Origin of the sequence: Rhodobacter xanthinilyticus, assembly GCF_001856665.1 — a bacterium.
In the GTDB taxonomy this organism is placed as follows: Bacteria; Pseudomonadota; Alphaproteobacteria; order Rhodobacterales; family Rhodobacteraceae; genus Rhodobacter; species Rhodobacter xanthinilyticus.
This window is the reverse complement of record NZ_CP017781.1, coordinates 1,502,449-1,521,682: the sequence shown is the minus strand read 5'-3', so window position 1 is coordinate 1,521,682 and position 19,234 is coordinate 1,502,449. Positions and strand designations below refer to the sequence as shown.

The following is a 19,234-nucleotide window of genomic DNA, read 5'->3' as shown; positions in this document are numbered from 1 at the left end:
ACCCCTTGCGATTTCGAACGCGCGGTCAAAAAATCGCGCCAATCGAGACCGGGGCCGGGCCACCCTGCCCGCCCCCCGGAACGAGACCGGCCGACAAGCCGGCCCCAACCGCCCAACAGCGAGAAAGGACTTCCATGAAACCGTTTACCCGCAGCCTGATCGCGGCCTCCGCGCTGGCGCTTGCCGCCGCGCTGCCCGCTTCGGCGAAAACCTTCGTCTATTGCTCGGAGGCCTCCCCCGAGGGCTTCGACCCGGCGCCCTATACCGCCGGCACCACCTTCGACGCCTCGGCGCACCCGGTCTTCAACCGTCTGGTCGAGTTCAAGAAGGGCACCACCGAGGTCGAACCGGGCCTCGCGGAAAGCTGGGAGGTGTCGGAAGACGGGCTGGAATATACCTTCCACCTGCGCAAGGGCGTGAAGTGGCAATCGAACGAGAAATTCACCCCCACGCGCGAATTCAACGCCGATGACGTGGTGTTCTCCTTCAACCGTCAGGCCAAGGCCGATGATCCGTGGAACCAGTATATCCCCGGCATCACCTACGAATATTACAACGCGATGGAAATGCCCGCGCTGATCAAGGAAATCGTCAAGGTCGACGATGCCACGGTCAAGTTCGTGCTCAACCGCCCCGAAGCGCCGTTCCTGGCCAATATCGCGATGCCCTTCGCCTCGATCGTCTCGGCCGAATATGCCGATGCGCTGGCCGCGGCGGGCACCAAGGAAGATTTCAACAACCTGCCGATCGGCACCGGCCCGTTCAAATTCGTGGCCTATCAGAAAGACGCGGTGATCCGCTATCAGAAGAACCCCGATTACTGGGGTGAGGCGCCGAAGATCGACGACCTCGTCTTCGCGATCACGCCCGATGCCTCGGTGCGTCTGCAAAAGCTCAAAGCGGGCGAATGCCATCTGATGCCGTTCCCGGCGCCGGCCGATCTGGCCGCGATCAAGGCCGATCCGGATCTCAAGGTCGATGAACAGCCCGGGCTGAACGTCGCCTATCTCGCCTATAACACCACCGTCGCGCCCTTCGACAAGCCCGAGGTGCGCAAGGCGCTGAACATGGCGATCAACAAGAGCGCGATCATCGACGCGGTCTTCCAGGGCGCAGGCCAGGTTGCCAAGAACCCGATCCCGCCGACCATGTGGTCCTATAACGATGCGGTCACCGACGACGCCTATGACCCGGAAGCGGCGAAGAAAATGCTCGACGAGGCCGGCGTCAAGGATCTCGAGATGAAGATCTGGGCGATGCCGGTGCAGCGGCCCTACATGCCCAACGCGCGCCGCACGGCCGAGCTGATGCAGGCCGATCTGGCCAAGGTCGGCGTCAAGGTCGAGATCGTCTCCTATGAATGGGGCGAATATCTGAAGAAATCGACCGAGGTGAGCCGCGATGGCGCGGTGATCCTGGGCTGGACGGGCGACAACGGCGACCCGGACAACTTCATGGGCGTGCTCTTGAGCTGCGCGGCCACCGGCGAGGGCGGCTCGAACCGCGCGCAATGGTGCAACCAGGAGTTCTCCGACAAGATCACGGCGGCGAAGACCACCACCGATCTGGCCGAGCGCACCAAGCTCTATGAAGAGGCGCAGGTGATCTTCAAGGATCAGGCGCCCTGGGACACCATCGCGCATTCGACGCAATTCGTGCCGATGCGCAAGGATGTCACCGGCTTCGTGATGAGCCCGCTGGGCGATTTCACCTTCGAGACCGTCGATATCGCCGAGTGATCGGGCGCGCTTGAAATCGGACGCGCGGGAGGCCACCCTCCCGCGCGTTCGACTCCTCCGGGCCCCCCTGACCGGCCCCTGGCCCAAGGACTACCCATGATCCGCTTCCTGCTGACCAAGCTCCTCTACCTCGTGCCGACCTTCCTCGGCATCACGCTGATCGCCTTCGGCTTCGTGCGGGTTCTGCCCGGCGACCCGGTGCTGCTGATGGCGGGCGAGCGGGGCCTCACGGCTGAGCGCCACGCCGAACTTGCCGCGCAGCTTGGCTTCGACCGCCCGATGTGGGCGCAATATCTCGAATTTCTCACCCGGCTGCTGCATGGCGATCTGGGCAATTCGCTCGTCACCAAGAAGCCGGTTCTGGCCGAATTCTTCGCGCTCTTCCCCGCGACGCTGGAGCTTGCCTTCGTGGCGATCGTGATCGCGACGGTGATCGGCGTGCCGGTGGGCGTGCTCGCCGCGGTCAAGCGCGGCTCCTGGTTCGATCAGGTCTCGATGACGGCCGCGCTCGTCGGCTTCTCGATGCCGATCTTCTGGTGGGGGCTGTTGCTGATCATCCTGTTCTCGGGGATCTTGCAATGGACGCCGGTCTCGGGGCGGATCTCGCTGCTCTATTTCTTCCCCGCGCAGACCGGCTTCATGCTGATCGACAGCCTGCTCTCGGGGCAAAAGGGCGCGTTCGGCTCGGCGCTGAGCCATCTGATCCTGCCCTCGATCGTGCTCGCGACGATCCCGCTCGCGGTGATCGCGCGGCAGACGCGCTCGGCGATGCTTGAGGTGATGGGCGAGGATTATGTCCGCACCGCCCGCGCCAAGGGCCTGCCGCGCGCGCGCGTGGTGATGGTCCATGCGCTCAGGAACGCGATGATCCCGGTGATCACCACGATCGGGCTGCAGGTCGGCGTGTTGATGGCCGGCGCGATCCTGACCGAGACGATCTTCTCCTGGCCGGGGATCGGCAAATGGATGATCGACAGCATCTCGCGGCGGGATTACCCCGTCGTGCAATCGGGTCTTTTGTTGATTGCGGGGCTGGTGATGCTCGTCAACCTGCTCGTCGACCTGACCTATGGCCTGATCAACCCGAGGATCCGCCACAAATGACCGACACCACCGTCAAACTCTCCGATGCCGAGATCCGGGCGCGGATACTCAAGGATTTCTGGTATCATTTCAAACAGAACAAGGGCGCGGTCGCGGGGCTTGTCGTGTTCATCTTGCTGGTGATCGCGGCGGTGCTGGCGCCCGTTCTTGCGCCCCATGACCCGACGGAGCAGTTCCGCGACGCGCTTCTGGTGCCGCCGGTCTGGGCCGAGAACGGGCGCGCGGGCTTCTGGCTCGGCACCGATGCGGTCGGGCGCGACATGCTCTCGCGGCTGATCTATGGCGCGCAATATTCGCTCTTCATCGGCGTCGTGGTGGTCTCGATCGCGCTTTCGGGCGGGATTTTCGTCGGCATGATCGCGGGCTATTTCGGCGGCTGGATCGACAATCTGATCATGCGGGTGATGGATGTGATCCTCGCCTTCCCCTCGCTCCTGCTCGCGCTCGTGCTGGTCGCGATCCTCGGGCCGGGGCTGACGAACGCCATGATCGCGATCGCGATCGTCTATCAGCCGCATTTCGCGCGTCTGGCGCGGGCCGCCGTGATGGGCGAGAAAGAGCGCGAATATGTCACCGCGGCGCGGGTCGCGGGGGCGGGCAATCTGCGGCTGATGTTCAAGACGATCCTGCCCAACTGCCTCGCGCCGCTGATCGTGCAGGCGACGCTGTCGTTCTCCTCGGCGGTGCTCGATTCCGCGGCGCTTGGCTTTCTGGGCATGGGCGCGCAGCCGCCCGCCTCAGAATGGGGCACGATGCTCGCCGAGGCGCGCGAATTCATCCTGCGCGCCTGGTGGGTGGTGACCTTCCCCGGGCTCGCGATCCTGATCTCGGTGCTCGCGATCAACCTGATGGGCGACGGTCTGCGCGATGCGCTCGACCCGAAGCTCAAGAAAAGCTGAGGTGGGGCCATGCAAGACGCCATTTTGACGATCCGCAATCTCACCGTGACATTCGCGACCGCGACGGGCAGTTTCACCGCCGTGGACGGCATCGACGTGCGGGTCAGCCCGCGCGAGGTGCTGGCTATCGTGGGCGAGTCGGGCTCGGGCAAATCGGTCTCGATGCTGGCGGTGATGGGGCTCTTGCCCGAGACCGCCACGGTGACCGCCGATGAGATGGTCTTCGACGGCCATGACCTGCTGCGCCTGACGCCCGCCGAGCGGCGCCAGTTGATCGGCCGCGAGATCACGATGATCTTTCAGGAACCGATCGCCTCGCTCAACCCCTCCTTCACGGTGGGCTTCCAGATCGAGGAGGTGCTGCGGCTGCACATGGGGCTCGGCCGCGCCGCCGCGCGCGCCCGCGCGATCGAGCTTTTCGAGGCGGTGGGCATCCCCGACCCGGCGGCGAAGATCCATGCCTATCCGCATCAGATGTCGGGCGGCCAGTGCCAGCGGGTGATGATCGCGATCGCGATCGCCACCAACCCGCGGCTCTTGATCGCCGACGAGCCGACAACCGCGCTCGATGTGACGATCCAGAAGCAGATCCTCGATCTGCTGACCGCGCTGCAGGAAAGCCACGGGATGGCGCTGATCCTGATCACCCATGACATGGGCGTGGTGGCCGAGACCGCCGACCGGGTCGTGGTGCAATACAAGGGCCACAAGATGGAAGAAGCCGATGTGCTGAGCCTCTTCGAGGCGCCGCAACATCCCTATACGCGGGCGCTGCTTTCGGCGCTGCCGGAGAACGCCACCGGCGACCGGCTGCCGACGGTGTCTGATTTCTTCGGCGCGGAGGGGGTGCGATGAGCTATGTTCTCGAAGGCGAGGGCCTGACCCAGGATTACCACATCCCCGGCGGGCTCTTTGGCAAGGCGCGGGTGCTGCGCGCGGTGAAGGGGGCGAGTTTCCGCCTCGAAAAGGGCCGCACGCTCGCCATCGTGGGCGAGTCGGGCTCGGGCAAATCGACGCTCGCGCGGATCATCGCGCTGATCGACCGGCAATCGGGCGGCACGCTGAAGATCACCGGCGAGACGGTCGATATCGGGCGGCACCGGCCGAAACCCTCGCTGCGCTCGAAGGTGCAGATGGTGTTCCAAAACCCCTATGGCAGCCTCAACCCGCGCCAGAAGGTGGGCGATGTGCTGATGGAGCCCTTGCTGCTCAACACCGACCTGCCCGCCCCCGAGCGGCGCGCCCGCGCCGAGGCGATGCTCGCCAAGGTCGGCCTCGCGCCCGAGCATTTCAACCGCTACCCGCATATGTTCTCGGGCGGCCAGCGCCAGCGGATCGCGATCGCGCGGGCCTTGATGCTCAACCCCGCGCTTCTGGTCCTCGACGAGCCGGTCTCGGCGCTCGATCTTTCCGTGCAGGCGCAGGTGCTCAACCTGCTCGCCGATCTGCAACAGGAATTCGGCCTGACCTATGTGTTCATCAGCCATGACCTCTCGGTCGTGCGCTATATCGCCGATGAGGTGATGGTGATGAACAAGGGCGAGGTGGTCGAACAGGGCTCGCGCGAGGCGGTCTTTGCCGATCCGCAACACGCCTATACCCGCCAGCTCTTCGCCGCGACGCCGATCACCGATGTCGAGGCGATCCGGGCCCGGGTGGCGCGCCGCAAGGCGTTGCTCGCAGGCGCCTGAGCCGCCGCGCCCTTGGCCCCGGTCGGATTTTGCGTATTTGGGCCAAGAAGAAACGAAGCCGTCCAGAGGGGGGGAGAGGCGCCGCGCCCTCCCCCCTTCTTCTTGGCAAAAATACGCAAAAGCAACGCCCGCAGGCGGCGCGCGGATCGCTCAGCGCGTGACGCGCACCGCCGCTGCGGCCAGAAGTGCGGCCGCGCGCACCCCGTCGATCAGCGGCACCGAGACCCGCGCGGCCAGATCGTCGCGCAGATGCGCCATGCCCGCGCAGCCAAGTGCCACCGCGCCCGCCCCCGCGGCTTCGGCCGCCCGCACCTCGCCCTCGAGGCGCGCGAGCACCGCCGCCCCCCCCCCCCCCCGCCTCGACCTCGAGCACCCCGAGCCCCGAGGCGCGCAGCGCCACGCAGGCCCCCTCGAGCCCCGCCTCGGCGAGGTTTTCGGCCAGCACCGGAAGCGAGACCGGCAGCGTCGTGACCACCCCGAACCGCCCCGCGATCAGCGCCGCCATGTGATAGGCCGCCTGGCCGATGCCAAGCACCGGCACCCGCGCCGCCGCGCGCAAGCCCGCAAGGCCGGTATCGTCAAAGCAGGCGATGACGAGCGCCGCCGCCCCCTCGGCCTCGGCGCGCGCGTCCAGCGCGCGCAGCCCCGGCGGCGCGGCCGCGCCATCCTCTGGCCCCTCGATCGCGGCGGGGCCAGCCGTGTTCGTATAGCCCACGATCTGACCCTCGGGCAGAACCGCGCGCGCCGCCGCCACCGCGCTTTCGGTCATCGCCACGGTCGAATTGGGGTTCAAAAGCGCGAGTTTCATGCCGCGGCCCGTTTCGCGCGCCGCCGCTCGGCCAGCCAGAAGGCCCCGAGAAAGACCGCGATCATCGCGAAGAAGAACACCGTCGTCAGCGTGCCCAGCGCATAGATCACCGGTTTCGTGACATTGGTCGTCATCCCGAAGATCTCGAGCGGCAGGGTGTTGTAGCTGCCCGCGGTCAGCAGCGTGCGGGCGAATTCGTCATAGCTGAGCGAGAAGCCGAAGAGCGCCACGCCGATGACCGAAGGCGCAATGATCGGCAAGACGACATGGGCGAAGGTCTGCCAGGCGGAGGCGCCCTGATCGCGCGCGGCCTCCTCATAGCTGCGATCGAAGCGGTTGAAGACGGCGAACATCACCAGAAGCCCGAAGGGCAGCGTCCAGGTGAGCTGCGCACCGAACCCCGAGCTCGCCCAACGGACCTTGAGCCCGAGCCGGTCGAAGACGAGCCCGACGCCGAGCGACACCAGGATCGAGGGGATCACCAGCGAGGCGATGGTCAGGTAGAAGGGCGCCCCCGAGGCGTTGAAGCGGGTGCGAAACGCCAGCCCCCCATCACCGCGATCACCACCGTCGCCGCCATCACCATCAGCCCGAGCGCGAAGGAGCGCCGGAACGCCCCCCAGATATCGCCCACCGCCTGCTGCTCGAAGAGGTTGTGGAACCAATAGGTCGAGACGCCGTTCATCGGGAAGGTGAGCCCGCCCTGGGGGCCCTGAAAACTCAGGATGCCGATCGTCACCGTCGGCCCGTAGAGGAAGATCACGAAGAGCGCGAAGAAGGCGCTCAGCACCCAGAAGCTGCGCGGCCGCGGGTCCATCTCAAAGCTCCTTGCGAATGTTGTCAAAGCGCATCAGCGCACCGATCACCATCAGCACGGTGACCAGAAGCACCATCGAGGTGGCCGAGGCGGAGGGGTATTGCAACAGGCCGATATCGTTCGAGATCAGCCGCCCGACATTCGCGGACTGGCTGCCCGACATGAAGCGCACGGTGATGAAATCGCCCATCACCAGGGTCAGCACGAAAATCGTGCCGATCATGATCCCGGGCTTCGAGAGCGGGATGATCACATTTGTCAGGATCTGCGCCCCCGAGGCGCCGCCATCGCGCGCCGCCTCGATAAGCGCGCGGTCGATGCGCATCATCGTGTTGAAGATGGGCGTGATCATGAACAGCGTGTTGAGATGCACGAAGGCGAGCACCACCGAGAAATCGGAATAGAGCAGCCATTCCACCGGCTGATCGACCACCCCCATGCTCTACAGCGCCTGATTGGCGAGCCCGTTGCGCCCCAGAAACGGGATCCAGGAGATCATCCGGATGATGTCGAGGTCAGGAACGGGATCGTGCAGAGCAGAAACAGCACCATCCGCGTCGTGTTCGAGCGGATATGGAAGGCCAGATAATAGGCCACCGTGAAGCCGATCGCGAGCGTCAGCGCCCAGGTGATCGCGGCATAGCGGAAGGTCGCCAGAAACACGCTCCGGGTCACCGAGGAGCCGAACAGGAACTGATAATTCTCGAGGCTGAAATCGGGGATGATCGAGAATTCGGTCGCCCGCCAGAAGCTCACGACAAAGATCGTGCCGATCGGCACGAGCAAGAACCCCGCCAGCACCAGCGCCAAGGGCGAGGCCAGCGCCCAGCCGATCAGATCCTTGCGCGTCAGACGCATCCGCTCTCGCATGAAGCTCCCGCCTTTCATCTTGCCAAAAATATCCTCGGGGGGTGCGGGGGGCAGACAGCCCCCCGCTCCAACTCACGCCCCCCTCGCCGGCGGCCGGGGCAAACCGCCCCTCACCGGCTCACGCCGCGATGAACTCGTTCCACTTGCGCACCATGTACTGGTTCTCATCCATCACCGAGTTCCAGCACGCGACATGGCCCATCCGCTCATAGAACGAGCCCCCGTCGCGCAGCTCGCCCGCCTTCGCCATCACATCGCCGAACGGGTTGGTGATATCCTCGGCCCCGGGCTTGCCCTCGAACCAGTAGCCCCATTCATTGGCCGACATGTATTCCTTCGAGGTCTCCGGCACCGCCGAGTAATAGCCCTGCCGCATCAGGAAGCCGCCGACCCAGCCCGAGAGATACCAGTTGATATATTCGTAAGCCGCATCGAGCTCGATCCCCGAGAGCGATTTCGACAGGCCAAGCCCGCCACCCCAGCTCCGATAGCCCTCTTTGTGCGGCTGATAGACGCAAGGGATCCCGCGCGTCTTCACCGCGGTGATCGCGGGCGACCACATCGACTGGATCACCACCTCGCCCGAGGCCATCAGGTTCACCGACTCGTCAAACGACTTCCAGAAGGCGCGGAACTGGCCGGCTTTCTTCGCCTCCATGAAGATCCCGATCGTCTTGTCGATCTCTTCGCGGGTCATATTGCCCTTGTCGGCATATTTGATCTCGCCCATCGCCTCGCAGACCATCGCCATATCCATGATCCCGATCGAGGAAATGTCGAGGATCGAGGCCTTGCCCTTGAACTCGGGGTTCAGCAGCTCCGCCCAGGTCTCGATCGGGCGGACGATCAGATCGGGGCGGATGCCCAGCGTATCGGCGTTGTAGATCGTCGGGATCAACGTCATCCAGCCGGTCTCCTCAGCGGCGAAGCTGGTCGCGCCGGGGCCGTCGACAAAGCCCACGGTATGCGGCGCGGTGCCCTGCGCGATCACGCTCTCGGGCGTCAGCTTGCCCGAGCGGAAGATGCCGACGATCTTGTCGTAATTCTTGATCTTCGAGACATCCATCGCCTGCAGGTTGCCGGTCGGCCAGACCTTCTTGCAGATCCAGTATTCGATATCGGCGATGTCGAAACTGTCGGGCTGGGTGGCGGCGCGCTGGGTCACGCTGTCGCTGTCGAGCGCGGTCATCTCGAGGGTGAAGCCGAGATCTTCCTTCACCTTCTGGCCGACCTCGTTGAGGTTCGACACGCCGGTGCCGAACTGGCGCAGGGTGATATTCTTGATCCCCTGCGCCCAGACCATCGGCGCGGGCAGCGCCGCAGCGGCAAGCCCCGCCGCCCCCGATTTCAGGATCGACCGGCGGGAATAACGCTCTTCGACATTTCAGTCCCTCTCTGTTGGGTAAGTGGTTGTTTTTGTTTACTCAGGCTTCGAGGCGGTGGGCCCGCCCCGCGTCCCAGCCAAGGCTCACCGCCTCGCCGGGCGAAATCGGGCGCGCGAAGAACGCCTCTTCGGGGATCAGCGCGACGATCTCCTCATCGGCGCCGGTGCGCGCGCTCAGCGCCACCCGGTCGCCCTGATATTCGACCGCGGTCGCCACCGCCGCGAGCCCCTCGCCGGGGCCCGCAAGCCGCACCGCATCCGAGCGCACCGCATAGGCCGCCCCCTCGAGACGCAGCAAATTATGCCCGCCCATGAAGCGCGCCACGAATTCGGTGCGCGGCGGCCCCCAGACCTCGCGCGGCGGGCCCGCCTGTTCGATCACCGCATTGTTCATCACCACACATTCATCGGCGAGCGCGAGGGCCTCGTCCTGGCCGTGGGTGACTTGGAGGAAGGTGATGCCGAGCGCGCGCTGGAGCTTCTTCAGCTCGGCGCGCATGCGGATGCGCAAGAACGGGTCGAGCGCCGAGAGCGGCTGATCGAGCAGCAGCACCCGCGGCTCGGTGATCAGCGCGCGCGCGAGCGCCACGCGCTGTTGCTGGCCGCCCGAGAGCTGCGCGGGCAGGCGGTTGGCGAGGCTCTCCATCGCCACGAATTCGAGGAGCGCCATCGCCTTGGCATGGCGCGTCGCGCGGTCGACCCCCTTCATCTTCAGGCTGAAGGCCACATTGTCGAGCACGCTCATATGCGGAAAGAGCGCGTAATTCTGGAACATCATCGCCGTGCCGCGCCGGCGGCAGGCGCGAGATATCCGCGCCATCGAGCAAGATCGCGCCCTCCGAGACGCTTTCATGCCCCGCGATCATCCGCAGCGTCGAGCTCTTGCCGCAGCCCGAGGGCCCGAGCAGGCACACATAGCTCGCCGGCGGGAAGATATGGCTGACATCGCGCACCGCCACCGTGGCGCCATAGCGCTTGGTCAGGTGGACGAGTTCGAGGTCATGGGCGGTGCGCATCGCGGACGTCCTTTCGCTTTATCTGCCCCAAGCCTGCGCTCGGCCGCGCCGCCCGAACCAGGTTTTTCTGCGCCGCGGCGGGGTGAAAACCCTGAGCCCGAAAGTTTATGCGCTTTGCGAAATTCTGCGCACAATCTTTGCCAGGTTTTGTATACAATTTCGCATCCCGAGAGGGAATCACCCCCGCCCCTTGCGCCGCCCCCCCCGCGCGGCACACTCTCGGCGGCGAAAGGATCCTCCGATGGACGCACCCGTTTCCGAAACCACCGCCGATGGCATCGCCGCGGATCTTGCGCTCGCGATCCATGAACACCGCATCGCGCCGGGCGCGAAACTCGCCGAGGATGAGGTGGGCGAGATCTTCGGCGTCTCGCGCACGGTGGTGCGCGCCGCACTCCAACGCCTCGCCCATGACCGGCTGGTCGAGCTCAAGCGCAACCGCGGCGCCTTTGTCGCCCAGCCCAGCGTGCGCGAGGCGCGCGAGGTCTTCGAGGCGCGCGCGCTTTTGGAGCCGCGCACTGCGCGCTCGGCCGCCGAGCGCGTCACGCCCGAGGATCTGGCCGCGCTGCGCCACCATATCGACGAGGAACATGCCGCGCTCCATGCCGGGCAGATGGGCCGCGCGCTCTATCTCTCGGGGCTCTTCCACATCGAGATCGCCCGGATCGCCCAACAGGCGACGATCGCGGAGTTCATCAGCCAGCTTGTCGCGCGCTCCTCGCTGATCATCGCGCTTTACTGGCAACGCCGCGCGGCGCTGTGCGAGAGCCACGCCCATCACGCGCTGCTCGATGCGATGGCGGCGCGGGACGGGGCGCGGGCGGAGGAGCTGATGAAGAGCCACCTGCTCGACCTGCTCTCCTCGCTCGATCTGCGCAACACGCCCTCGGCGCCGCGCTCGCTCAAGGAGGCGCTGGGGGGATGAGCGTGACGCTGCGCACCGCCCGCGCCGAGGAGGTGGCGCTGATGCTCGATTGGGCCGCCGTCGAGGGCTGGAACCCCGGGCGCGCCGATGCGTCGGCCTTCCATGCGGCGGACGGCGACGGGTTTTTCCTCGCCGAAGCGCCCGGCGCGGGGCCGGTCGCGGCGATCTCGGTGGTCAACCATTCCGCCGATCTCGCCTTTCTGGGGCTTTATCTGTGCCGGCCGGAGTATCGCGGCCGCGGCATCGGCTCGGCGCTGTGGCGCCACGGGCTCGCCCATGCCGGGGTGCGCACGGTCGGGCTCGATGGCGTGGCGGCGCAGGAGGCGAATTACGCGCGCGCGGGGTTCGTGCGCGCAGGCGCCACGCGGCGCTTCGAGGGGGGGCTCGCCGGCGCGTCGGGCGGGGGCCTGCGCGCGGTCGCGCCCTCCGATCTGCCCGCGCTGATCGCGCTTGATGTCGCCGCGAACGGCTTTGCCCGGCCCGCCTTCCTGCGCGCCTGGCTCGCGCCCGCGCCGGGGCGGGTGAGCCTTCTGGCCGAGGGCGCGGCGGGGCCGGAGGGGCTCGTGACGATTCGCACCTGCGCGCGGGGCGCCAAGATCGGCCCGCTCCTCGCCCCCGATGCGGGGCGCGCGCTCACGCTGGCGCAGGGCGCGGTGGCCGCCTTGGGCGGCGCGGGCCCGGTGGCGCTCGATCTGCCCGAGGCGAACCGGGCGCTCGCGGCGCGGCTCCTCGCGCTCGGCTTTGTCGAGACCTTCGCCACCGCGCGGATGTATCGCGGCCCCGCGCCCACGCCCGGCCCGATGTTGCAAGCGATCGCGACGATGGAGCTCGGCTGAGGCTTGCGCACAATTTCGCGCGTGCGCGCCGGGGTGCGTTGACCCGGCCGCGGCAATCTGCGATCTCGCGCCCTCTGACAGGAGTGCCCGATGCAAAACCCTTCCCTCGACCGCAGTGAGATCGCCCTTCTCGAGGTCCTCGCCGAGCTCGGCGCGGATCGCAAACCGGTGGAGCGCGGCGCCTTGCAGGTCGCGGCGCGGGGCCAGGGGATCGAGGTCGCGCGCCCGGTGAACCGGCTCAAGGGCCTTGGTTTCATTGAGGAAATCGACTTTCAGCCGGGGTTTTTCCGGCGCCTGATCGGGGCGCGGGCGACGCTTTTGGTCGGGCTGACGGCCTCCGGGCTCGCGCTCGTGCGCCCGGCGGCGGCGGAGGCGGCCCTTGCGGCGGCGGAAGAGTTCGTGCCGGAGCCCGAGCCCACCCCTGAACCCGCGCCCGAACCCGTGCCCGAGCCGGAGGCGGCGCCCGAGATCGTCGAAGAGCCTGCAGCGCCGGTGGCCCCCGCCCCCGCAAAGCCGAAAAAACCCCGCCGCGCGGCGGCGGAAAAGCCGATGCCGCTCGACGCCTATACCGATACGCTCGGCGGTCTGCCTGAGGCCGCGCCCGCCGTTTTCGCCGTCGATCCGGGCCAGATCGAGGCGATTCGCGAGCTGCTCGGCAGCCTCGGGATGGAGCTGACCTGGGCGGGCGAGGAGCTGCTGACCTCCCGCCTCGGCGCGGGCGACCGGCCCGGCGAGGCCGCCTCGCAGGTGGTGCTCTTCGCCTTCGCCCATGCGATTCGCCATGACCAGACCGCCGAGGCCAGCGCGCTGGCGCTCGGGCTGAAGGATTATGCGGTCGGCGTCATGCAGGAGATCGAGCGGCTGCGCGACGGCGGCGAGATCGCCGAGGCGCGGTTCGAGGCGGATATGCGGGCGCTGTGGGATCTGGTGGGCGAGCCCGAGGGCCGCGCGGCGCGCGCCGAGGCTTTGCTCCTCGACCCGATCGGGGGCGCGGCGCCGCCCGCGCTCCTGCCCGAGGAGCTGCGCGAGGCCGAGGAGGGCTGAGCGCCCTCCCCCGGCCCCACCCGTTCAGCCGAAGCTGCGGGTCATCCGGTCGAGCACGCGCCGCCCGAAGAGGCTCGCGGTGAGGTCGGTCAAGAGTTTCGCGGTGCGGCCGCGCTCATCGAGGAAAGGGTTGAGCTCGACGAGGTCGAGCGAGGTCACGAGGCCCGCGTCGCAGAGCTCCTCCATGATCAGATGCGCCTCGCGGAAGGTGGCGCCGCCGGGCACGGTGGTGCCGACCGCAGGCGCGATCGCGGGGTCGAGGAAATCGACATCGAGGCTGACATGGAGCCGCCCGCCCGCCGCCCGCACGCGCGCCAAAAACGCCCGCAAAGGCGCCAGCACCCCGGTTTCATCGAGCGCGCGCATGTCATGGACCTCGATCGGGCAGGCGCGCAGCCGGGCGCGCTCGGCCGGGTCGACCGAGCGAATGCCCATCATGCAGATGTTTTCCGGCGCGACCGGGTGGCTGAGCGGCGGATAGTCGGAAAACCCTTCCTCGCCAATCAGATAGGCCACCGGCGTGCCATGCAGGTTGCCGCTTTCGGTGGTTGCGAGCGTGTGCAGATCGGTATGGGCATCGAGCCAGAGCACGAAGAGCGGCGCCCCCGCCTCGGCCGCGGCGCGCGCCACGCCCGCGATCGTGCCGGCCGCGAGCGCATGATCGCCGCCCAAAAACACCGGCCGGTCGCTCTCGCGCGCGGCGGCGTAGGCGGCCTCGGTCAGCGCCCCGATCCAGGCCGCGGTCTCGGCCAGATCATGGATCGCGGGGTTGGCATGCGCGCGCGCCGCCTGCGCCCCGATCGCCAGATCGCCGCGGTCCTCGACCTGCCAGCCGAGCTCGGCCAGAACCGCCGGCAGCCCCGCCGTGCGCAGACTCGCCGGCCCCATCAGGCAGCCCGGTTGCGCCGCGCCGGATTGGATCGGCGCGCCGATCAGAATGGTCTTGGGCATCTTGCTCTCCTGTCGGACCTGTCGCCGTCAGGCTAAAGCGCCGCGCCCCGCGCCGCAATGCGCCTTGTCATCGGCCGCCGGGCGCGGTGTAATCGGGCGCGTAAGCCCTGCCCGCCGCCCCACCCCCTGCCCCCGCCCCGGAGACACGTTCCTGATGGCCTTCACCCTGCGCCAGCTGCGCTATTTCGTGGCCGCGGCCGAAAGCGGCACGGTCTCGGGCGCGGCGCAATCGCTCGCGATCTCGCAAAGTTCGGTCACCGAGGCGGTGCGCGAGCTCGAGGCCGATCTCGGCGTGCAGCTCTTCGAGCGCCACCCGCGCGGGCTCGAGATCACCCAGAAGGGGCACCAGTTCCTGCGCCATGCGGCGGCGATTCTGGCCGATGTGGCGGATGCGCGCAAAGCCGTCGCGCTCGACCGCGAGCCCTTGTCGGGGCGGCTCAATGTCGGCGTGACCTCGCTCGTCGCGGGCTATGTGCTCTCCGACATCCTCGCGCGGTTTCGCCGCGCCAACCCCAATGTCGAGGTTACCGCGCTCGAGGATTCGGGCGATTATCTCGAGCATCTGCTGGTCGGGGGCGAGCTCGATGTGGCGGTGATGGTGACCTCGAACCTGCGCGACCGGATGGCGTTGCAGGCCGAGATCCTCGAGGTCTCGCCCTATCAGCTGTGGCTGCCCAACGGCCATGAGCTCGCCACCCGCACCTCGGTCGCGATCGAGGATCTGGCGGGCGAGCCGATGATCATGTTGCGCCTCGACGAGATCGAGGAGGCGACGCGCAAGCTCCTGGGCGCCTTTGGCGCGCGCCCACGGGTGGCGTTTCGCACCCGCTCGGTGGAGGCGGTGCGCTCGCTCGTCGCCACCGGCGCGGGGGTCGCGCTCCTGCCCGAGCTCGTCTATCGGCGCTGGTCGCTCGAAGGCGACCGGATCGTCTCGCGCGATGTCTCGGGCAGCTTGCCGGTGGTGCAGGTGGGGGTGGTCTGGCGCAAGGGCGCGCCGCTCGCGGCGCCCGCGCGCGAGTTCATCATGGCCGCGCAAACCCAACGCGTGGCACGATAATTTCCGGTATCGGAAATTCCGAAACCACTCTTCGGATAATTGAATTTGCGAAAACCCGCCGCGCGGCGCAGGCTCGGGCGCAAGGGGCGGCACGCCCCATCGACAACAACCATCAACAGGGAAGATGCAGATGACCCAATTTCTCAAGGCCGGCGCCTCGGCCTTTGCGCTTGCGGCGGCGATCGGCACGGGGCTTGCGGGCCCGGCTGCGGCCGAGATGCTCGACGCGCTCGGCACGCCCGAGGGCGCGCTCTCGATCGTGGCCTGGCCGGGCTATATCGAACGCGGCGAGACCGACCCGGCCTATGACTGGGTGAGCAAATTCGAGGAGGCGACGAGCTGCAAGGTCGAGGTCAAGACCGCCGGCACCTCCGACGAGATGGTCTCGCTGATGAACCAGGGCGGCTTTGACCTCGTGACCGCTTCGGGCGACGCCTCGCTGCGGCTGATCGCGGGCAAGAAGGTCGCGCCGATCAACACCGCACTGATCCCGCATTGGAACCGGGTCGATGACCGGCTGAAGGACGCGCCCTGGCACACCTCGGAGGGCGTGCATTACGGCGTGCCCTTCATGTGGGGGCCGAATGTGCTGATGTATAACACCGAGACCTTCAAGGAGGCGCCGACGAGCTGGTCGGTGGTGTTCGAGCCGCAGGATCTGCCCGATGGCAAGCCCAACGAGGGCCGCGTGCAGGCCTATGACGGCCCGATCTACATCGCCGACGCGGCGCTTTACCTCAAGGCCACGCGCCCCGAGCTCGGCATCGAGAACCCCTATGAGCTCAACGAGGATCAATATGCCGCGGCGCTCGAGCTCCTAAAGGGCCAGCGCAAGCTCGTCTCGCGCTACTGGCACGACGCGATGGTGCAGATCGACGATTTCAAGAACGAGGGCATGGTCGCCTCCTCGAGCTGGCCGTTCCAGGTCAACCTCCTGAAGGCCGAGGGCCAGCCCGTCGGCTCGACCGTGCCGGTCGAGGGCGCGAGCGGCTGGGCCGACAGCCTGATGCTCCATTCCGAGGCCGCGCATCCGACCTGCGCCTATCTCTTCATGGAACATGCGCTCAACTCGAACCTGCAATCGGATCTCTCGGTCTGGTTCGGCGCCGTGCCCTCGGTGCCCGAGGCCTGCACCGACGGCTCGGGGATGCAGACCGCCGAGGGCTGCGCCGCCAATGGCTTGGGTGATTTCGACAAGATCTGGTTCTGGCGCACGCCGACCTCGTCTTGCGAGGCGGGCGGCTGCGTGCCCTATCACCGCTGGGTGTCCGATTATATCGCCGTGATGGGCGGCTGACGCCCCTCCCCCGGCCCGAGGCCTGCGCCTCGGGCCCCCCTCCCCCCCCGGAAAGACTGACGATGACTTCTGCAGTGACGATGCGTGGCGTCTCGCGCCACTTTGGCTCGGTGCGCGCCGTGGATGGCGTGGACCTCGAGATCCGCGAAGGCGAGTTCTTCGCCATGCTGGGCCCCTCGGGCTCGGGCAAGACCACCTGTCTGCGGCTGATCGCGGGGTTCGAGCAACCCACCGCCGGCCATATCGAGATTTTCGGCGAGACCGCCGAAGGCGTGCCGCCCTACCGGCGCAATGTGAACACCGTGTTCCAGAGCTATGCGCTCTTCCCGCATATGAATGTGCGCGAGAACGTGGCTTTCGGGCTGCGGGTGAAGGGCGTTGGGCGTGCCGAGCGGGCGCGCGCGGCCGAAGAGGCGCTGGCGCTGGTCGAGCTGGCGGGCTATGGCGAGCGGCGCGCGGGCGAGCTCTCGGGCGGTCAGCGCCAGCGCGTGGCGCTCGCGCGCGCGCTCGTCAACAAGCCGAAGGTGTTGCTCCTCGATGAGCCCCTCGGCGCGCTCGATCTGAAGCTGCGCGAGCAGATGCAGGAAGAACTCCGCCGGCTGCAACGCGCGCTCGGACTGACCTTCGTCTTCGTCACCCATGACCAGGAAGAGGCGCTCTCGATGGCCGACCGCGTGGCGGTCTTCGCCGAGGGCCGGATGCAGCAGGTGGGCTCGGCCGAGGAAATCTATCGCCGCCCGGCGAGCCGCTTTGTCGCCGATTTCGTCGGCTCCTCGAATGTGATCCCGGCCGATCTCGCGGGCGCGGGGCCGGCGGGCGCCTGGGCGAGCCTGCGGCCCGAGGATATCCGGCTCGACCCGGCCGGGCGGGCGGCGCGCGTCACCGGGCGGTTCTTCCATGGCCGCGTGGTGAAGCTGCATCTCGATCTGGGCGGCCAGCATCTGACCGCGCTGGTCGCGCCCGCCGAGACCCTCCCCGAGCCCGGCACCGAGACCCGCATCTCCTGGGATCTGGGGCGCGTCCATGTCATGGAGGCGGGCGCATGAGCGAGGCGATTTTCCCGCCGCGTCAAGGCCTTGCGCCGCGCGCGGTGGAATGGATCTTGCGCCATCCGGGGCTCTTCACGCTTCTCATGGTGCTGCCGATCGTGCTTTGGCTCGGCATCGTCTATATCGGCGCGCTGATCGCGCTCCTGATGCAGAGCTTCTTCTCGATCGACGAATTTTCCGGCGTGGTGGTGCGCGAGCCGACGCTGAAGACCTATGCGGAACTGCTGCGCCCGGCGAATTTCGACATCATCGCGCGCACCGTGGTGATGGCGGCTTCGGTGACGCTCGCCTCGGTGGCGCTCGCCTTCCCGATCGCCTATTTCGCCGCGCGCTATGCCAAGGGCCGGCTCAAGGCGCTCTTCTATATCGGGGTGATGCTGCCCCTGTGGTCGAGCTATCTGGTCAAGGTCTATGCTTGGAAACTGGTGCTCGCGAAGGAAGGCATCCTGACCTGGATCTTTGCCAAGCTGCATCTGGGCTGGCTCCTCGACGCGGTGCTCGGCCTGCCGGTGGTGGGGGGCAACTCGCTCTCGGTGAGCTATCTCGGCACCTTCCTCGTCTTCACCTATATCTGGCTGCCCTACATGATCATCCCGATGCAGGCCGCGCTCGAGCGCGTGCCCGCGCCGCTCCTCGAGGCGGCGGCCGATCTCGGCGCCACCCCGCGCCAGAGCTTCTGGATGGTGCTCGCGCCGCTCGCGCTGCCGGGCGTCGTGGCGGGGTCGATCTTCACCTTCTCGCTCACCTTGGGCGATTACATCATCCCGCAGATCGTGGGCTCGGGGCGGCTCTTCCTCGGCCAGGCGGTCTACATGCAGCAAGGCACGGCCGGCAATATCCCGCTCGCCGCCGCCTTCACCGTGGTGCCGATCGTGATCATGGGCGTCTATCTGACGATCGCCCGCAAACTGGGGGCTTTCGATGCACTCTGAGACCCGTGCGCCGCTTGCGCTCAAACTCTCCGCCGCCGCCGGGCTCGTCTTCCTGCTCGCGCCGATCGCGCTGATCTTCCTCTATGCCTTCTCGACCGAGGAAAAGAGCTTCCAATGGCCGCCGCCGGGCTTCACGCTGAAATGGCTCGGTGTCACGCTCGGGCGCGGCGATGTCTGGGAGGCGCTCGGCCTCTCGGTCAAGGTCGCGGCGATCTCGACGGCGATCGCGCTCATCATGGGCACGCTCACCGCCGCCGCCGTGGCGCGCTCGCGCTTCTTCGGCCGCGAGACGATCTCGCTCCTCGTGATCTTGCCGATCGCGCTGCCCGGCATCATCACCGGCATCTCGCTGCGCTCGGCCTTCGCGCTCCTCGAGATCCCGTTCAGCACCTGGACGATCGTGCTCGGTCACGCGACCTTCTGCATCGTGATCGTCTACAACAACGCGGTCGCGCGGTTCCGCCGCCAGAATGCGGCGCTGATCGATGCGGCGATGGATCTGGGCGCGGATGGGCTGCAGACCTTCCGTCTGGTGATCTTGCCCAATATCGCGACCGCTCTGCTCGCCGGGGGCATGCTCGCCTTCGCGCTCAGCTTCGATGAGGTGATCGTGACCACCTTCACCGCGGGGCAGCAAACCACGCTGCCGATCTGGATGCTCGAAGAGCTCGTGCGCCCGCGTCAACGCCCGGTGACCAATGTGGTCGCGATGGCGGTGGTGCTGGTCACGGTGATCCCGATCGTGGCCGCCTATTACCTGACCCGCGACGGCGAATCGACCGCCGGCGCCGAGAAATGACCCGAAGGGAGAGGGA

17 protein-coding genes and 4 pseudogenes are annotated in these 19,234 nt (G+C 67.4%); 13 read left to right on the top strand and 8 right to left on the bottom strand.

Translation table 11 applies throughout. The features are described 5' to 3' along the window. Positions 1-134: 134 nt before the first annotated feature. The 5 genes from LPB142_RS07520 (at position 135) to LPB142_RS07500 (ending at position 5,433) form a co-directional block, all read left to right on the top strand. Positions 135-1,739, top strand: coding sequence for an ABC transporter substrate-binding protein (locus tag LPB142_RS07520; protein ID WP_071165994.1), 1,605 nt, complete (start codon positions 135-137; stop codon positions 1,737-1,739). 96 nt (positions 1,740-1,835) lie between these two features. Continuing rightward, positions 1,836-2,843 carry an ABC transporter permease subunit gene (locus tag LPB142_RS07515; protein WP_071165993.1) on the top strand — a complete coding sequence of 336 codons (1,008 nt, stop codon included), beginning with the start codon at positions 1,836-1,838 and terminating at the stop codon, positions 2,841-2,843. Beyond that, positions 2,840-3,742 (top strand): ABC transporter permease subunit, encoded by a 903-nt coding sequence (locus LPB142_RS07510; protein ID WP_071165992.1) that lies wholly within the window; start codon positions 2,840-2,842, stop codon positions 3,740-3,742. The genes LPB142_RS07515 and LPB142_RS07510 overlap by 4 nt, the downstream gene beginning before the upstream one ends. Before the next feature lie 9 nt (positions 3,743-3,751). Next, positions 3,752-4,597: an ABC transporter ATP-binding protein gene (locus LPB142_RS07505; RefSeq protein WP_068765117.1), complete on the top strand. Its 846-nt coding sequence runs from the start codon at positions 3,752-3,754 to the stop codon at positions 4,595-4,597. After that, positions 4,594-5,433: an ATP-binding cassette domain-containing protein gene (locus LPB142_RS07500; RefSeq protein ID WP_068765116.1), complete on the top strand. Its 840-nt coding sequence runs from the start codon at positions 4,594-4,596 to the stop codon at positions 5,431-5,433. Before LPB142_RS07505 ends, LPB142_RS07500 begins: the two co-directional genes overlap by 4 nt. Positions 5,434-5,583: 150 nt before the next feature. Here LPB142_RS07500 and LPB142_RS19880 read toward each other — a convergent pair whose 3' ends face one another. The 7 genes and pseudogenes from LPB142_RS19880 to LPB142_RS19940 all read right to left on the bottom strand — a co-directional run. Next, positions 5,584-5,769, bottom strand: coding sequence for an aspartate/glutamate racemase family protein (locus tag LPB142_RS19880; RefSeq protein ID WP_330390776.1), 186 nt, complete (start codon positions 5,767-5,769; stop codon positions 5,584-5,586). 91 nt (positions 5,770-5,860) lie between these two features. After that, positions 5,861-6,202, bottom strand: a pseudogene (locus LPB142_RS19875) (aspartate/glutamate racemase family protein); the annotation flags it as partial. Positions 6,203-6,237: 35 nt separating this feature from the next. Then, positions 6,238-7,058: pseudogene (locus LPB142_RS07490) on the bottom strand (ABC transporter permease). Between the two features lies 1 nt (position 7,059). Then, positions 7,060-7,916: pseudogene (locus LPB142_RS07485) on the bottom strand (ABC transporter permease). A 130-nt stretch (positions 7,917-8,046) separates the two neighbouring features. After that, a complete protein-coding gene (locus LPB142_RS07480) occupies positions 8,047-9,231 on the bottom strand; it encodes an ABC transporter substrate-binding protein (RefSeq protein ID WP_330390775.1) in 1,185 nt (394 codons plus the stop codon). A gap of 121 nt (positions 9,232-9,352) precedes the next feature. Then, positions 9,353-9,625, bottom strand: a complete 273-nt coding sequence (locus LPB142_RS19945; protein WP_394328610.1) for a TOBE domain-containing protein — start codon at positions 9,623-9,625, stop codon at positions 9,353-9,355. Between the two features lie 276 nt (positions 9,626-9,901). After that, positions 9,902-10,328: pseudogene (locus tag LPB142_RS19940) on the bottom strand (ABC transporter ATP-binding protein); the annotation flags it as partial. A gap of 241 nt (positions 10,329-10,569) precedes the next feature. Between LPB142_RS19940 and LPB142_RS07470 the strand changes: the two are divergent. The 3 genes from LPB142_RS07470 to LPB142_RS07460 all read left to right on the top strand — a co-directional run bounded on the left by LPB142_RS07470 (position 10,570) and on the right by LPB142_RS07460 (position 13,133). After that, positions 10,570-11,253 carry a GntR family transcriptional regulator gene (locus LPB142_RS07470; protein ID WP_068765112.1) on the top strand — a complete coding sequence of 228 codons (684 nt, stop codon included), beginning with the start codon at positions 10,570-10,572 and terminating at the stop codon, positions 11,251-11,253. Beyond that, positions 11,250-12,089 (top strand): GNAT family N-acetyltransferase, encoded by an 840-nt coding sequence (locus LPB142_RS07465; RefSeq protein ID WP_068765111.1) that lies wholly within the window; start codon positions 11,250-11,252, stop codon positions 12,087-12,089. The genes LPB142_RS07470 and LPB142_RS07465 overlap by 4 nt, the downstream gene beginning before the upstream one ends. Before the next feature lie 90 nt (positions 12,090-12,179). After that, positions 12,180-13,133 (top strand): hypothetical protein, encoded by a 954-nt coding sequence (locus tag LPB142_RS07460; protein ID WP_071165990.1) that lies wholly within the window; start codon positions 12,180-12,182, stop codon positions 13,131-13,133. Between the two features lie 24 nt (positions 13,134-13,157). On the opposite strand, the gene rocF is transcribed toward LPB142_RS07460, so the two are convergent. Beyond that, positions 13,158-14,084, bottom strand: a complete 927-nt coding sequence (rocF, locus tag LPB142_RS07455) for an arginase (RefSeq protein ID WP_071165989.1) — start codon at positions 14,082-14,084, stop codon at positions 13,158-13,160. A 154-nt stretch (positions 14,085-14,238) separates the two neighbouring features. Here rocF and LPB142_RS07450 point away from each other — a divergent pair, with 154 nt between their 5' ends. The 5 genes from LPB142_RS07450 to LPB142_RS07430 all read left to right on the top strand — a co-directional run bounded on the left by LPB142_RS07450 (position 14,239) and on the right by LPB142_RS07430 (position 19,218). Beyond that, positions 14,239-15,141, top strand: coding sequence for a LysR family transcriptional regulator (locus LPB142_RS07450; RefSeq protein WP_068765108.1), 903 nt, complete (start codon positions 14,239-14,241; stop codon positions 15,139-15,141). A gap of 130 nt (positions 15,142-15,271) precedes the next feature. Beyond that, positions 15,272-16,438, top strand: coding sequence for an ABC transporter substrate-binding protein (locus tag LPB142_RS07445; protein WP_083392753.1), 1,167 nt, complete (start codon positions 15,272-15,274; stop codon positions 16,436-16,438). A gap of 62 nt (positions 16,439-16,500) precedes the next feature. Continuing rightward, entirely contained in the window at positions 16,501-17,484 is a 984-nt protein-coding gene (locus LPB142_RS07440; RefSeq protein WP_071165988.1) for an ABC transporter ATP-binding protein, read from the top strand. Further along, positions 17,481-18,419, top strand: coding sequence for an ABC transporter permease (locus LPB142_RS07435; protein WP_071165987.1), 939 nt, complete (start codon positions 17,481-17,483; stop codon positions 18,417-18,419). Before LPB142_RS07440 ends, LPB142_RS07435 begins: the two co-directional genes overlap by 4 nt. Then, a complete protein-coding gene (locus LPB142_RS07430) occupies positions 18,409-19,218 on the top strand; it encodes an ABC transporter permease (protein ID WP_071165986.1) in 810 nt (269 codons plus the stop codon). The genes LPB142_RS07435 and LPB142_RS07430 overlap by 11 nt, the downstream gene beginning before the upstream one ends. Positions 19,219-19,234: the final 16 nt, after the last annotated feature.

Coding starts and splice junctions, on each gene's coding strand:
- LPB142_RS07520 (WP_071165994.1), top strand. CDS start 135: ATGAAACCGTTTACCCGCAGCCTGATCGCGGCCTCCGCGCTGGCGCTT.
- LPB142_RS07515 (WP_071165993.1), top strand. CDS start 1,836: ATGATCCGCTTCCTGCTGACCAAGCTCCTCTACCTCGTGCCGACCTTC.
- LPB142_RS07510 (WP_071165992.1), top strand. CDS start 2,840: ATGACCGACACCACCGTCAAACTCTCCGATGCCGAGATCCGGGCGCGG.
- LPB142_RS07505 (WP_068765117.1), top strand. CDS start 3,752: ATGCAAGACGCCATTTTGACGATCCGCAATCTCACCGTGACATTCGCG.
- LPB142_RS07500 (WP_068765116.1), top strand. CDS start 4,594: ATGAGCTATGTTCTCGAAGGCGAGGGCCTGACCCAGGATTACCACATC.
- LPB142_RS07480 (WP_330390775.1), bottom strand. CDS start 9,231: ATGGTCTGGGCGCAGGGGATCAAGAATATCACCCTGCGCCAGTTCGGC.
- LPB142_RS19945 (WP_394328610.1), bottom strand. CDS start 9,625: ATGGGCGGGCATAATTTGCTGCGTCTCGAGGGGGCGGCCTATGCGGTG.
- LPB142_RS07470 (WP_068765112.1), top strand. CDS start 10,570: ATGGACGCACCCGTTTCCGAAACCACCGCCGATGGCATCGCCGCGGAT.
- LPB142_RS07465 (WP_068765111.1), top strand. CDS start 11,250: ATGAGCGTGACGCTGCGCACCGCCCGCGCCGAGGAGGTGGCGCTGATG.
- LPB142_RS07460 (WP_071165990.1), top strand. CDS start 12,180: ATGCAAAACCCTTCCCTCGACCGCAGTGAGATCGCCCTTCTCGAGGTC.
- rocF (WP_071165989.1), bottom strand. CDS start 14,084: ATGCCCAAGACCATTCTGATCGGCGCGCCGATCCAATCCGGCGCGGCG.
- LPB142_RS07450 (WP_068765108.1), top strand. CDS start 14,239: ATGGCCTTCACCCTGCGCCAGCTGCGCTATTTCGTGGCCGCGGCCGAA.
- LPB142_RS07445 (WP_083392753.1), top strand. CDS start 15,272: ATGACCCAATTTCTCAAGGCCGGCGCCTCGGCCTTTGCGCTTGCGGCG.
- LPB142_RS07440 (WP_071165988.1), top strand. CDS start 16,501: ATGACTTCTGCAGTGACGATGCGTGGCGTCTCGCGCCACTTTGGCTCG.
- LPB142_RS07435 (WP_071165987.1), top strand. CDS start 17,481: ATGAGCGAGGCGATTTTCCCGCCGCGTCAAGGCCTTGCGCCGCGCGCG.
- LPB142_RS07430 (WP_071165986.1), top strand. CDS start 18,409: ATGCACTCTGAGACCCGTGCGCCGCTTGCGCTCAAACTCTCCGCCGCC.